This is a genomic window from Thermodesulfobacteriota bacterium (assembly GCA_040754335.1).
GTDB lineage: Bacteria > Desulfobacterota_D > UBA1144 > Nemesobacterales > UBA2774 > 2-12-FULL-53-21.
The window spans coordinates 111,135-123,899 of record JBFMCV010000005.1; the positions used below are offsets into that span (position 1 = coordinate 111,135).

General features: G+C 52.7%; 15 protein-coding genes. 13 read left to right on the forward strand and 2 right to left on the reverse strand.

Going from position 1 to position 12,765, the window contains the following annotated elements; translation table 11 throughout:
- Positions 1-113: 113 nt before the first annotated feature.
- Genes AB1598_11435 through AB1598_11445 form a run of 3 tightly spaced genes read left to right on the forward strand, consistent with a single transcriptional unit; the run spans position 114 to position 1,674 of the window.
- Positions 114-479 carry a cupin domain-containing protein gene (locus AB1598_11435; GenBank protein MEW6145619.1) on the forward strand — a complete coding sequence of 122 codons (366 nt, stop codon included), beginning with the start codon at positions 114-116 and terminating at the stop codon, positions 477-479.
- Positions 480-496: 17 nt separating this feature from the next.
- Positions 497-1,078: a DNA-3-methyladenine glycosylase I gene (locus AB1598_11440; GenBank protein MEW6145620.1), complete on the forward strand. Its 582-nt coding sequence runs from the start codon at positions 497-499 to the stop codon at positions 1,076-1,078.
- Between the two features lie 14 nt (positions 1,079-1,092).
- Positions 1,093-1,674: a GNAT family N-acetyltransferase gene (locus AB1598_11445; protein ID MEW6145621.1), complete on the forward strand. Its 582-nt coding sequence runs from the start codon at positions 1,093-1,095 to the stop codon at positions 1,672-1,674.
- 34 nt (positions 1,675-1,708) lie between these two features.
- Here AB1598_11445 and AB1598_11450 read toward each other — a convergent pair whose 3' ends face one another.
- Complete coding sequence (locus tag AB1598_11450; GenBank protein ID MEW6145622.1) at positions 1,709-3,289, reverse strand: DEAD/DEAH box helicase; 1,581 nt, start codon at positions 3,287-3,289, stop codon at positions 1,709-1,711.
- Between the two features lie 423 nt (positions 3,290-3,712).
- On the opposite strand from AB1598_11450, the gene AB1598_11455 reads away from it, so the two are divergent.
- The 10 genes from AB1598_11455 to AB1598_11500 all read left to right on the forward strand — a co-directional run bounded on the left by AB1598_11455 (position 3,713) and on the right by AB1598_11500 (position 12,422).
- Positions 3,713-4,156 carry a transcriptional repressor gene (locus AB1598_11455; protein MEW6145623.1) on the forward strand — a complete coding sequence of 148 codons (444 nt, stop codon included), beginning with the start codon at positions 3,713-3,715 and terminating at the stop codon, positions 4,154-4,156.
- 16 nt (positions 4,157-4,172) lie between these two features.
- Positions 4,173-4,883: an energy-coupling factor ABC transporter permease gene (locus tag AB1598_11460; GenBank protein MEW6145624.1), complete on the forward strand. Its 711-nt coding sequence runs from the start codon at positions 4,173-4,175 to the stop codon at positions 4,881-4,883.
- Between the two features lie 9 nt (positions 4,884-4,892).
- A complete protein-coding gene (locus AB1598_11465) occupies positions 4,893-5,717 on the forward strand; it encodes a CbiQ family ECF transporter T component (protein MEW6145625.1) in 825 nt (274 codons plus the stop codon).
- Positions 5,705-6,562 (forward strand): ATP-binding cassette domain-containing protein, encoded by an 858-nt coding sequence (locus AB1598_11470; protein ID MEW6145626.1) that lies wholly within the window; start codon positions 5,705-5,707, stop codon positions 6,560-6,562. The genes AB1598_11465 and AB1598_11470 overlap by 13 nt, the downstream gene beginning before the upstream one ends.
- Positions 6,563-7,089: 527 nt before the next feature.
- Positions 7,090-8,490 (forward strand): hypothetical protein, encoded by a 1,401-nt coding sequence (locus AB1598_11475; protein ID MEW6145627.1) that lies wholly within the window; start codon positions 7,090-7,092, stop codon positions 8,488-8,490.
- A gap of 24 nt (positions 8,491-8,514) precedes the next feature.
- Positions 8,515-9,498 (forward strand): metal ABC transporter substrate-binding protein, encoded by a 984-nt coding sequence (locus AB1598_11480; protein MEW6145628.1) that lies wholly within the window; start codon positions 8,515-8,517, stop codon positions 9,496-9,498.
- A 96-nt stretch (positions 9,499-9,594) separates the two neighbouring features.
- The gene (locus AB1598_11485) at positions 9,595-10,332 is read left to right on the forward strand and encodes a metal ABC transporter ATP-binding protein (protein ID MEW6145629.1); all 738 of its coding nucleotides are present in this window, start codon (positions 9,595-9,597) and stop codon (positions 10,330-10,332) included.
- A gap of 19 nt (positions 10,333-10,351) precedes the next feature.
- A complete protein-coding gene (locus tag AB1598_11490; protein MEW6145630.1) occupies positions 10,352-11,206 on the forward strand; it encodes a metal ABC transporter permease in 855 nt (284 codons plus the stop codon).
- Positions 11,207-11,228: 22 nt separating this feature from the next.
- Positions 11,229-11,735 carry a thermonuclease family protein gene (locus AB1598_11495; protein MEW6145631.1) on the forward strand — a complete coding sequence of 169 codons (507 nt, stop codon included), beginning with the start codon at positions 11,229-11,231 and terminating at the stop codon, positions 11,733-11,735.
- Positions 11,736-11,903: 168 nt separating this feature from the next.
- Positions 11,904-12,422, forward strand: coding sequence for a DUF3299 domain-containing protein (locus AB1598_11500; protein ID MEW6145632.1), 519 nt, complete (start codon positions 11,904-11,906; stop codon positions 12,420-12,422).
- Here AB1598_11500 and AB1598_11505 read toward each other — a convergent pair.
- On the reverse strand, positions 12,409-12,675 hold the full coding sequence (locus AB1598_11505) for a Trm112 family protein (protein ID MEW6145633.1): 267 nt from the start codon (positions 12,673-12,675) through the stop codon (positions 12,409-12,411). The genes AB1598_11500 and AB1598_11505 overlap by 14 nt on opposite strands.
- Between the last annotated feature and the right edge of the window lie 90 nt (positions 12,676-12,765).

Below are 12,765 nucleotides of genomic sequence, written 5' to 3' on the forward strand. Positions count from 1 at the left end.
CAGCACGGGCATCCGTTCTTGCTAACAATTGTTATCTTATTTATATTCAGTGTAATGAACGGATATATTTTTCATGAACAGTCAGAAGAGCCGACGCCGGGAGTGCAAACCCGATGCCTATACTGATCGAAAAGCCGACTATCATCGAAGCCGCGGGGAATAAGCCGAAAAAGATCGAGGAATTCGCGGGAAGGGTTAATTCCGGCCATACGGAAGTCAGCATCGCGCGAATGACGTCGCCCGAAGGCTGGAAGGAGCCAGGGCAGCGACCCGAGTTTCAGGAAGTGACCGTCGTTCTGGAAGGGACACTCATAGTAGAGCACGAAGGGGGCGTTCTCGAAGTAAATGCGGGACAGGCGGTCATCGCCGACCCCGGCGAATGGGTGAGGTACAGCACACCCCGGCCAGGCGGTGCCAGGTACATAGCAGTATGCATACCCGCCTTCTCGCCCGGAACGGTCAACCGCGACAGGGAGTAAGAAAGAGGAGACAGAAAATGATGAACAGGTGCGGATGGTGCATAACAGACCCGCTTATGATCGAATATCACGATAACGAGTGGGGCGTGCCGGTGCATGATGACCGCAAGCACTTCGAATTTATAGTGCTCGACGGCGCCCAGGCGGGCCTCAGCTGGCAGACGGTGCTCAGAAAAAGAGAAGCCTACCGCGAAGCGTTCGACAACTTCGATTTCGTGAAGGTAGCGCGCTACAAGGATAAAAAAATTGCTGAGCTTCTCCAGAACCCCGGCATAATCAGGAACAAGCTGAAAGTAAACTCCGCGGTACAGAATGCGAGGGCGCTCCTCGACGTGAGGGAAGAGTTCGGGACTTTCGATGAATTCATATGGCAGTTCGTGGATGGAAAAACAATACATAACACCTGGAAGTCCCTGAAAGAGATCCCCGCGAGGACGTCCGAGTCTGACGCCATGAGCAAGGATATGAAAAAGAGAGGGTTCAATTTCGTAGGCTCCACCATATGCTACGCATATATGCAGGCGGCAGGTTTGGTAAACGACCACACGACCGAATGTTTCAGGCATAAGGAGCTCAAGCGTAACTCCCGGAATAAATAGTGACTGAAAATTTTTTGGACAAAGTTACGTTCCGCCCGGCGGCAAAGAGCGAGTGCATGACTATCGCGCGTCTCTACAGCATCTCCTCAGACGGGCTATCGGACTATATATGGACGACGCTCGCCCGGCCGGGAGAGGACATTCTCGATGTGGGCGAAAGGCGGTATTCGAACGAAGAATTACCGTTCAGCTACAAGAACTGCGTCGTGGCGGAGCTGGAAGGCGAGGTCATTGGCATGCTCGTCGCGTTCCCGATGTATCTGCCCGACGGCCCTAACGCGTCGAACGAGCCCGACCCGGTCTTAGTACCCTATGCAAAGCTCGAGAGAGACAACTGCTACTACATCATGGGGGTCGCTGTTCTCCATGAATACAGAGGGAGGGGGATAGGGGCGAGGTTTCTGGAGCTTGCCGCTGAAAAGGCACTCGGGCACGGCCTCCCTCAGATAAGTCTCATAGTGTTCGAGCAGAACGAAGGGGCGAAAAGGCTCTACGAGCGTCACGGGTTTTATGAAGTAATGCGGGAAGAGGTAGTCCCTCACGAGCTCATTCACTACACGGGATACGCGCTTCTTATGGTCAAGGACATCGGGTAAACGATACGGCCGTCAGCACCCGGACGAGAAGAGCTTAAACATGCTCGCGCGTCTCTTTGGCCTTCATTATGAAAGGCTCCGGGCCCTTCTTCCTTTCCTTGAAATACGAAAGTAATACCTCGGCTTCATGGAACGGCAGAGTCACGAACGAGAATTTATCGTGGATCCTTATGTCGTTTATCTTGTCGCTGTTGATGCTGCACTTGTTCCGTATGAAATCCACGAGCTTCTTGGGAGTGAGCCTGTGCTGCCTGCCCCTCGTAACGAATAGGCGGGTTTTGCCCTTCATGTCCACGACCGCGTCCCCGATCTCGGTGTAGTTCTTCTCGTCGAGCTCGTCCTTGAATGTGTGATGGAGGAGGGACGCTATAATATCCACAGGGTTCTTGCCATCGAGGAGCTCCTTCGAGAGCTCGTAATACTCAACGCCCGGAGGGGTGCTGAAAATATTTTCGAGCTCCGACTTCACCCTCTTCTTCCTCGTCTCTATCACGTCCTTAACGCGGGGGAGCTTCGCCTTGCGGATATCCGTCTTCGTTTCCCTGCTTATGAACTTGAGCTTCCTGTACTCTTCGGGGGTGATGAACGTTATGGCGTTACCTTCCTTGCCGGCGCGCCCGGTACGTCCAACCCTGTGCACGTATGATTTGGAGTCCTGAGGGAGGGCGTAATTTATCACATGCGTGAGGTTCTGGACGTCTATGCCCCTCGCCGCAACGTCCGTGGCAACTAGGATATTGAGCTGCCGGTTCTTGAACTTGTTGAGCGTCCTCTCCCTCTGGTTCTGCGACATATCGCCGTGGAGCGCGTCAGCGTCGTAGCCCCGCTTCATCAGCTTTCCCGCAACCTTGTCCGCGTCCACCTTGGTCCTGCAAAAGACGAGGCCGTAAAATTCTTCTTCTATGTCGATAATCCTGCATAAGGCCTCGAACTTGTCCGCGTTCGCGACCTCGAAATATATCTGGTCGGTCTGGCTGACGGTGAGCTGCTCCTGTTCGACCTTGAGGGTCTCGTAGGTGCGCATGTAGCTTTTGGCGATCTGAATGACCTCGTGAGGCATGGTAGCGGAAAAGAGCATCGTGCGCTTGTTGGGCCCGGTGTAGCCGATTATCTCGCGCACGTCGTCTATAAACCCCATATCGAGCATCTCGTCCGCCTCGTCGAGGATAAGGTATGAGATACTGTCGAGCCTGAGCGTCCCTTGCCGGAGATGGTCGAGTATCCTGCCCGGCGTCCCGACGACGACGTCGACGCCTTTTCTGAGGCTCCTCAGCTGGAAGCTCATCGACTGCCCGCCGTAAACGGGGATGATGCTTAGCTCCTTCCAGCCCTTTAAGGAATTTATCTCCTCCGCGACCTGTATGGCGAGCTCGCGCGTGGGCGTGAGCACAAGAGCCTGGACCGTCCTCGACTTCTCAGGAAGTAGCTCGACGAGCGGGATACCGAACGCAGCCGTCTTGCCCGTACCTGTCTGTGCCTGGGCGACTATGTCGTCGTCCCCCTCCATTACGACCGGAATGACTAGCTCCTGTATCTTGGTCGGTACCTCGTACCCCTTTTGCGTGAGGACGCCGAGCGTCCTTTCGGATAAACCGAAACTTTCAAATGTTTTCATGCGATAATCCGCTTCCATGCTGCATTTCTCCTGTTGTGGAAAATGACCGAATCAAGCATCAAGAATTGTTTTTTAGGAATTGTTGATTAATTGACTAGATATTTTCTCGTGTTAATAGATGCGTTTATTATACCCTAGAATTATAAGTTCCACTAATGGGGGGGATTTTGCTTATAATCATGATCCGAATTACCCCAGCCGGGAACTTAATTGTTAATCCTTCTTGATCATAAAAGACTGCCCAAGCTTTCATTCCTTACCGAATAATATGTCTTTATAACAATAACTTAATACCTTTTATGCAAGAGTCCAGTACTGGAACATCCGCATTATAGCAAAGGTGTATTAATTGACAGTTTATCTCTAAGCCAATATAATTGAGAATCTTTCTCAATTGCGATAAACTCAGTCGATGGAGAAACAATGAAAACGAAATCGGAAGGGGCCGAGAATCCTGATGATCTGAAGGCGATTTTTCACGCGAAGAGGCTCAAATGCACGCCCCAGAGGCTGGCCGTGCTCAAAGTGCTCAGGGAAAGCGGGGCCTATTTGTCCATAAACACGCTCGACAAAAGGGTGAAGGAGCTCCTTCCCGGCACGGGGCTCGCGACCGTGTACAGGGCGTTAGAGACTCTCGAAGACCTCAACCTCGTAGTCAAGGTGCATCTCGAAGACGGGTGCCACAGCTACGCCGTCGCGCCAGAGGGGCACAGGCACCCGGTAGTCTGCACGGAGTGCAGCAAGGTCATCGAATTCGCCGAGTGCCCGCTAGATACGCTCTCCGAGAAGCTGTCTAAGGACACAGGGGTACACATTGACAACCATTTCCTTCAGCTCTTCGGGAAATGCAGGGAATGTCAGGCCTGAGAAAAGGAATAACCATATGTCTCACATGCACATACCCGACGGGGTCCTCCCCGTCTGGATAGTAACAGCGGGCTGGATAGCGACCGCGATCATACTCTCGTTCTCTATAAGGAGGGTGGGCGGCATAGACCTCAAGCGCAAGATACCGCTCATCGGCATTATATCGGCGCTCATGATAGTCGGTATGACGCTTGAGATCGTACCGATCGCATACCATATCAACCTGACCGTGCTCGCGGGCATCGTGCTCGGTCCCGCGCTCGCTTTCATCGCAGTTTTCATCGTCGATCTGCTCATTTCCATGTTCGGGCACGGCGGCGTGACAGTAGTGGGATTAAACACGATAATCATAGGGGCTGAAGCGGTGCTGGGTTACTATTTATTTCAATTGTTCAGGGAGGTTATGAGGAATAAATCCATTTTCTGGGAATCCACGCTGGCAGCCCTCCTGAGCCTTTTCCTGAGCACTTCGATAATGCTCGGTGTAGTGTACGCGTCCCACGTGAGCCCGGAGAAGATAGAGGATATAAAACACCTTGTTTCGGGAACGGGCGGCGGGACTGGCGAAATGCAGACACGGGAGGACGGGATTAATTTTCCCAGGTTCGCGAAGGCGGTCTTCATACTCTGCCCGCTCGGATGGATCCTCGAATCGGTCATAACGGGTCTCGTCGTCAAATATGTATTCCGGGTCAGGCCCGACCTGATCCTGCCTCAGCAGGCATAGGGGTTTACAATGGACGTTTCTGCAATCGATTATTATGCAAACCACGGTACGAGCTTCCTCCACGGGGCCCGCGCTGTGTCAAAAATACTATTCGCCTCGCTCGTTATCGCGTCGGTAGTAATATCAGGGAGCTTCTATCTCCTGCTCGCGGTCTATTTATCTCTTTTAGCGCTGGTGTTTTGGACCAGGCTCCCCGTATTAAAGATTGTCACGATCGCCGCATACCCCGCGATTTTCGCTGTCATTTTCGCAGCCGCAAGCTGGAACGGTAGCTTCGTAAGCGCGGGGGTTATAGTGCTCAAGGCGCTCTGCGCCGCGCTCGCTATGGTCATACTTATAGTCACTACGCCGTATCCCGACGTCTTCTCATCGATCGGGCCGGTTCTGCCGAGGATCGTCACTGAAGGGCTATTCCTGACGTACAGGTCACTCTTCATACTGCTCGAGCTTACGGACAACCTCATCAAGGGACTCAGGGTAAGGGGGGGGCTCACTCACGGAAAGTACATCAAAAACGTCGTAAACTTCTCGTCCGGTATAGGGCTGCTCCTCGTGAGGGGGCTCGACCTCTCGGAAAAGTTCTACGGGGTGCTTAACATCAGAGGATACGGCGGAAGGATATCGGGCGGAGGGAGGCGCGACAAAACGGGCGTCAACGATTTTACGGCGCTCGCCATCGGCGCATTGATATTCGGAGCTGCGATTCTGACGGCAAGGGACGGGGGGCTCCCGACATACGACGTATATATACTCGCACTTTCCGTCAGCGTGCTCATCGTTTCAGCGGCGTACGCCCTTTTTCAGAAAACCGGGGGAAAAGCTTGGAAGAGATAGTAAAGGTAAGGAATCTGGGGTTCAGATACCCCGACGGGACGGCGCTCAAATTCGACGGGCGCGACTTCTCGGTCGGCAGAGGCGAGCGCGTCGTCATGCTCGGCCCCAACGGGAGCGGGAAATCAACGCTGCTGTCGCTCCTCCTCGGGCTCCTTAAGCCCTCCGAGGGCGAGATAGAGGTGCTGGGAGTAAACCCTTCGAAGGAGTACGAGAAAATAAGGGAAAGGATAGGGGCGCTGCTTCAGAACGTAGACCTTCAGATAATAGCGCCAAGGGTGTGGGACGACGTATCATTCTCGCCCAGGAACTACGGATACAAGGAAGAAGAGACGGCTGAGCTCGTGGACGATATACTGAAAAAGCTCGAGATCGAGCATTTAAAAGATAAAGTCCCGCATTACCTTAGCGGCGGCGAGAAAACGAAGGTGGGTCTCGCCGGGGCGCTCGTTACAAAGCCCGAGCTACTTATACTGGACGAGCCCTTCGAGCACATCGACCCCGCCTGCAGGACCGAGCTTATCAAGCTGCTAAACCGAGTGAACCAGGAAAACGGCACCGCAATAATCCTGTCAACCCACAATATGAATACGGTCCCGCTCATCGCGGATACGGTATACTTAATCGCTGAAGGGGGCAGTATCGCGGGGAAAGGGACGCCCAAAGAGATATTCTCCCAGGTCGAGACCCTCTCCAGATGCCATATCGAGCCCCCGGTGCTGGGAGAGCTGTTCTCGGCGCTCAGGAAGCAAGGCGTCGAGATGGACGTCTCGCTCACAGTCGATGAAGCTGCTTGTACTATAGCGAACGCAATGGTATTATCGAACAACAAGACAGGCTTGGGATAATGGGCGCTCAAACTGAAAGAAGGAGAAGGCTGTCGGGGACATTCGCCGCAATATTCGCGGCGTTATTCGTCCTTGCCCTGAGTGTCCACAACCATAACTTTAATTTCGATCACGGCAAACGGGTATCGCACACAAGCGAATATTCCGGCCACTCGACTGAAACCTGTCCTGCATGCCGCCTCCAGGGACACATAAGGCTCGCTCATAGAGACGCCTCATCAGTCCGTATAGACCCCGGCGTCCCTATCGTCTTTTTAACCGAAGAAAGTTTAATCCCTATATCGTTCTTAAAACTAAGTAAACCGACCCGCTCGCCTCCCGCGGTCTGAGCCGATAACCGTCATTCCGGCTTAGGGAGCCGATCCAAACACATTCGAATTTTACATAGTCCGCGCGGTTAGCTCCGTTAATGACCGCGGGATAAACAATGCGCACCGGAACCGAGCCTTCCCCGCACCATTTTACATCCCCTCCGGAATGACGGTATCGAACCCGCTTCGATCCCATTACATTTTCGGAGGTGAGATATGGATTTCACAAGAATTATTTTGATACTGGCGATTTTTCTTGCTTCCTCTCCGTTTTTTCAGAGCGATGCCCTCGGGCAGGAGAGCGACGACGTTAAAAAAGAGCTGCGAGAGCTCAGACAGATGATGGAGAAAATGCAGCAGAGAATCACAGAGCTCGAAGAAAAGAACAAAGCCCTCGAGCAGCAGGCGAAAGAGAGAGAGGAGGAGGAAGAAATCAAGGAAGAGATAGTGGTGAAAGAAGAAACTGTCGTAACCCCTTCAGCGCCGCAGCCTCAAGAACCTCAGAGCTTTTTAGGAAAGGTAGCCCAGGCCATTAACCCGGAAATAAGCGTTGTAGGTATTTTTGCGGCCGCTTATTATTCACTGAACGACCCCGTTGTCTTTGCCGAGATCGATCCCCAGAACACGGGAGTCAACGTGCAGGAAATCGAGATAGGCTTTCAAGCTGTCGTCGATCCTTATTTCAGGTTCGACAGCTTCTTCCCGATTACGAACGAAGGGATCGAGATTGAAGAATCGTACGGCACGACTCTTTTCAGTCTCCCTTTGAACTCACAATTCAGAGTCGGTACGATGAGGGCGAAATTCGGGAGAATAAACCAGATACACAGACACAACCAGAACTTCGTGACGCTGCCCATAGTAGCCGCTGAATTCTTAGGCGAGCACCTGAACCCGACGAGCATCGAGGCTAATTTCCTCGTCCCGGTGCCATGGTACATGGAGCTGAGCGCCTCGGGCGGGAGCCCCGACGTGGAGACACAGACGTTTCAGAGGAGCCCTGACGCGAACAACATAGGGAACCTCCTCTACATATTCCACATGGCCAACTTCTTCGAAGTGAGCGATTCGCTCGGCGTCAACCTCGGGGCTTCATTCGCTACGGGCAGCAACGCTTCGGGGCCCGACGAGAGATCGAACCTCTACGGCGCCGACCTCTTCGCGAAATACCGTCCCCTGAGAGACAACCCTTACCAGGAATTCTCGGTCCAGTCGGAGTTCATGTGGAGACAGGCCGAAACGCCCGAGGAAGAGCTCGAGGACTACGGCTTTTACGCCGAGGCGATATACAGGTTCGCCAAGAGGTGGAACACGGGTGTAAGGTTCGATCTAACAGATACTAATACTCCCGTGACGGAAGAGGACGAGGGCGGGGAAGTGATCGAGCAAGCGGGGATTTCGCAAGTCGCAAGGCAGGAGGAAGAAGAGGAAGAAGGGATGCTGGGACTGCTCGGGAGGGCGTACCGTATTTCTCCGATGCTGACCTTCAGCCCGAGCGAGTTCTCGAGGATAAAGCTCGAATACGATTATCTCAACCAGAACTATGGGCCCGACCAGCACGCCGTCTTTCTACAGTTTCTCTACGCGATCGGGGCTCATGGGGCGCACCCATATTAATGAATTGACAGAGGAGGTCAAAACATGAAACGGCATACGATACTAAGAAGATTGATCATATGTGTGGCCCTCGCCGTCGTCTCCGCATTCTTCATGTGCGGAGAAGCCGGGGCGAAGGTGAATATTGTCACCTCCGTCCCCGATTTCGCGGCGATCGCGAGAGAGATCGGGGGAGACAAGGTCGATGTGGTGAGCCTGGGGAAGGGTTATCAGGACCCGCACTTCGTCGACGCGAAGCCCGTATACGTGACTAAGCTCAACAGGGCCGACATCCTCATCTACAACGGGCTCGACCTCGAATCGGGCTGGCTGCCGATCCTGGTAACAGGCGCGAGGAATTCGAAGATCTCGACGTTGAATTCAGAGGGGAACGTCGACGCGTCTACGTTTATAGCCAATGTCCTCGAAGTGCCGACAGGGCCTATAGACAGGTCGATGGGAGACGTACACCCGAGAGGGAACCCGCATTATCTGCTCGACCCGAGGAACGGCATCCCAGTAGCAAAGGGGATCGCGGCGAAACTTTCGGAAGTCGATCCGGAGAACGCTTCATACTACGATGAGAATTACGAGAAATTCGCCAAACTCCTCGAATCGAAGATAAAGGAGTGGGACGAAGAGCTCGCTCCTTATAAGGGGACCGAGATCGTTTCATATCACAAAAATCTCGAATACCTCTCGGAGTGGGCAGGACTTAAGGAGGTGGGATTCATAGAGCCCAAGCCCGGGATACCGCCGACACCTTCCCACGTCGCGGAGCTGATAAAAAAGATGAAATCCATGGACGTGAAGCTCGTCATAGCGTCTAACTACTACCCGCAAAAAACACCTTCGATAATTGCGGAGCAGACGGGCGCCGCGTTTCTTTCCATTCCCACGCAGGTTGAAGGAGAGGACGGCATCAACACGTATTTCGATCTCTTCGACGCGATCGTGGGCGAGATCACGGGAGCGCTCAGTGAGAAAAAGGGAGCGGCGGATCACTCGTATTCAGGCACGGAGGGATAACTCGAGTCGTTCATGCGCAGTCCACTGTGATGCATATCCTTACCGAAACCAGGCGGACTGCGCGTTGATTATTCAAGCTTAGCTATAGGAAATAAAATGCGGAATTTGATAGAGCTCGAAGACGCGACGATCGGTTACGAGAACAAGGGAATACTCGGTCCGATAAATCTCGCGATAGAAAAGGGCCGGTTCTGGGGAATACTCGGGCCTAACGGCAGCGGGAAATCCACGCTTCTCAGGACAGTCCTCGGCCTCCTGCCGCCGGTCTCGGGACACGTCAAAACCGCGGACGGCACGGTCTTCGGATACGTGCCTCAGAGCGAGAAGTTCGACCCTATATTCCCCGTATCCGTGGATGAGATGGTGTCTATGGGGAGATACGTAAGGGTACGGGCGGGAAAAAAGCTTACGTCATCCGACCTCGGCCACGTAACAAGGGCGCTCGAAAAAACAGGGGCTCTCCATCTGAGAGACCGCACGTTCAGGTCACTATCGGGGGGAGAGAAGCAGAGGGCACTCCTCGCGCGCGCCATTGCCGGCGAGCCCGACGTGCTCGTACTCGACGAGCCCACTGCGTCAGTGGATATGAAGGGGGAGGCGCAGATAATGGAGCTCGTAGGGAGTATAAGATCGGATGACGGACTAACGGTGCTCATGGTAAGCCATTTCCTGAACACGGTCGGCAAATATGCCGACAGGATCATGCTGATAGACAAGGACAGCGGATACTTCGAGGCCGGCGATAAAGCTGAAATCCTGACTGACGATAACTTAAATAAATTTTTCGGTATAAATGCAGGCGTACGGCGGATCGAGGATTTGAGAGAAATCTAGACGGACGGGGAAAACACACGTGAGCGCGATATTAACGGAATTTATAAACAGCTATTTCCTCTGGCGCGACCCGATGATAGTGGGCGCGGTGTCGGGGGCGGTGTGCGGATTTGTGGGCGTATACGTCGTGCTCAGGAGAATAATATTCGTAAGCGCCGCGCTCACTCAAATATCGAGCTTCGGCGTGGCCCTGTCATTCTATCTGGAAGGGCTGAGCATGGGCGCCGCCTCGTCCCTTGTACATCCTTTCTTACTCTCGATCGTGTTCACTTCCCTGGCAGCCGTCTTCTTCGCGGCTAAGAGGGATTTTTCACGTATAAGCCAGGAAGGCGTGATCGGGTTCGGGTTTTTAATCGCTTCGGGGGCGGTAATAATCCTGGGAGACAGGATAACCAAAGGCGCTCACGACATCGCGGATATACTGTTCGGCAGCGCAGTCGTGGTAGACCCGAGGGACGTCTACGTTATTCCTGCTGTCGCTTTGGCTGCTATCGTTATACACATCGTTTACTTTAAAGACTTCGTATTCGTTTCCTTCGACGAAGAAACGGCGCGGTTATTCAAATACCCCGTGAGGGCGCTGAACACGGCTTTACTCATCACTATCGCGGCCGTGGCCGCCGTCACGACAAGGGCCCTGGGGGCGCTCCCCGTCTTTGCCTTCCTCGCGCTCCCGCCGCTAACTTCCCTATATCTGACGGAAAGGCTCAGGCTCGTTTTCATATTTTCGGTAATTATAGGCGCTCTATCGGCGACGCTCGGATATTTCTTTTCATTCGTATTATCTATCCCGACAGGGGCGTCGATGACGGTATGCGCATCGGTATTTTTCATCCTCGGGCTCCTGTGGCGCGAGGTAAAGGTCAGGACCTGAAAATGCAAAACAGCGAACGAATATGAGAAACCATGACGCAATCAAAATAACTATCTTTTTCTACGCACTGTTTTTAATCCCGTCATGCAGCAAGTACGAGAAGGTCGAGGACGACCTGGATTTCCTCAAATACGAGTATTTCACATGCGACGTCGTGAGGGTCGCTGACGGAGAGAGCTTCTTTTGCCAGCCGCCCGATATGGAGATAGAAAAAATCAGGCTCATAGGGATAAGCGTCCCGGACGAGCGCGAAATCGAGGCGATGAAGTACTGCGAATCAATACTGAGGAGAGGAACGCTCGTAAAAATAGAGCCCGGGAAAGAATCGAATAGGGGATCAGGCGATATTCCGGCTTACGTATTCGTACCCGGAGGGAAGATGCTCAACGTGCTCCTCCTGGAGAAGGGATACGCGGAGCCCGTACTGAACGAGGTAAATGAAAAGTACAGGCACCTGTTCGTCGCGGCCGAGAAAAAAGAAAAGACCGAAGAGACCGAAAACGAAGATAAGCCGCCCTGGCTCAAATAATAATACCAATGCCTATAATGTAAATTTACGGTGTTTGCAGGAGCTCCAATTGCTGGAGTCTCGTAAGAATATTCTTAATGCCCCTAATCGCGCCTGATTGAAACAAATATCAGTAATTATCCTTGTTGATACAGGTTACGATATGTAATCTATTCAAGGGGCGCTCAATTGACGGACAGGAAAAAAATAAAGTGGAACAGGGTGCTGACCAGAACCTTCGTTGTCTTCAGTATTATGTTCGTGCCCGCGCTCGGCATACATTACAGGCCGAAACCCGACTTCGATTATTCCACGGTCAATGCTTTTGAGACCGAAAACGGCGCCATAAAAGCCGACTTCGACTTCCTCGGAGGCTTCGACTACGAAAGGGACGAGAGAATCCCGGAGAAAGTAAAGGAGCTTAACAGTAAGACTGTGAGTGTTACAGGGTTCATGCTCCCGATCGATTTCGACTCGGACGTGGTCAAGAGCTTCATGCTGCTGAACAACCAGATGGGTTGCTGCTTCGGGGTGATGCCGAGGGTAAACGAATTCGTGTACGTGGATATGCCCGAAGGGATAAGTACGAAATACATGACGGACATTCCGCTCAGGGTTACTGGCAGGCTCGAAGTTGTGAAAGGGAACCTAGTGGGCGGAATATACTCGATGACCGCCGACAAGGTCGAAGCCGTTAATAACTATTGACCGCTTCGAGGGATATGGACTCGTCAATCAGGAGTATGGGGATGTCGTCCCTTATCGGATACAGGTATTTACGGTCTTCTTTCCGAATAAGCCCGCCGTCGATCTTCTCGGATACCTTCTGTTTCGACCTGTTCATAAGCACTCCCTTCTCGATGAGAGCGTTAATCTTTTCGATCAGCTCGGGCTCCGCGAGTACAAGGTCCTGCTTTGTTTCGGGACACGCGATTATATCGAGCAATTCTTTATCCAGCATGATTCACACAATTCGGCTAAATAAAATTTTTAGTTGTATGAGTCCTCGCATCAATTAGAATACATATACGGAGATTAAATGCAAAAGGAG

Bases quoted from the DNA above. Each gene is read 5' to 3' on its own strand.
- AB1598_11505 (MEW6145633.1), bottom strand. From the start codon at position 12,675: ATGCTGGATAAAGAATTGCTCGATATAATCGCGTGTCCCGAAACAAAG.
- AB1598_11465 (MEW6145625.1), top strand. From the start codon at position 4,893: ATGGACGTTTCTGCAATCGATTATTATGCAAACCACGGTACGAGCTTC.
- AB1598_11440 (MEW6145620.1), top strand. From the start codon at position 497: ATGATGAACAGGTGCGGATGGTGCATAACAGACCCGCTTATGATCGAA.
- AB1598_11475 (MEW6145627.1), top strand. From the start codon at position 7,090: ATGGATTTCACAAGAATTATTTTGATACTGGCGATTTTTCTTGCTTCC.
- AB1598_11485 (MEW6145629.1), top strand. From the start codon at position 9,595: ATGCGGAATTTGATAGAGCTCGAAGACGCGACGATCGGTTACGAGAAC.
- AB1598_11435 (MEW6145619.1), top strand. From the start codon at position 114: ATGCCTATACTGATCGAAAAGCCGACTATCATCGAAGCCGCGGGGAAT.
- AB1598_11450 (MEW6145622.1), bottom strand. From the start codon at position 3,289: ATGAAAACATTTGAAAGTTTCGGTTTATCCGAAAGGACGCTCGGCGTC.
- AB1598_11495 (MEW6145631.1), top strand. From the start codon at position 11,229: ATGAGAAACCATGACGCAATCAAAATAACTATCTTTTTCTACGCACTG.
- AB1598_11455 (MEW6145623.1), top strand. From the start codon at position 3,713: ATGAAAACGAAATCGGAAGGGGCCGAGAATCCTGATGATCTGAAGGCG.
- AB1598_11480 (MEW6145628.1), top strand. From the start codon at position 8,515: ATGAAACGGCATACGATACTAAGAAGATTGATCATATGTGTGGCCCTC.
- AB1598_11460 (MEW6145624.1), top strand. From the start codon at position 4,173: ATGTCTCACATGCACATACCCGACGGGGTCCTCCCCGTCTGGATAGTA.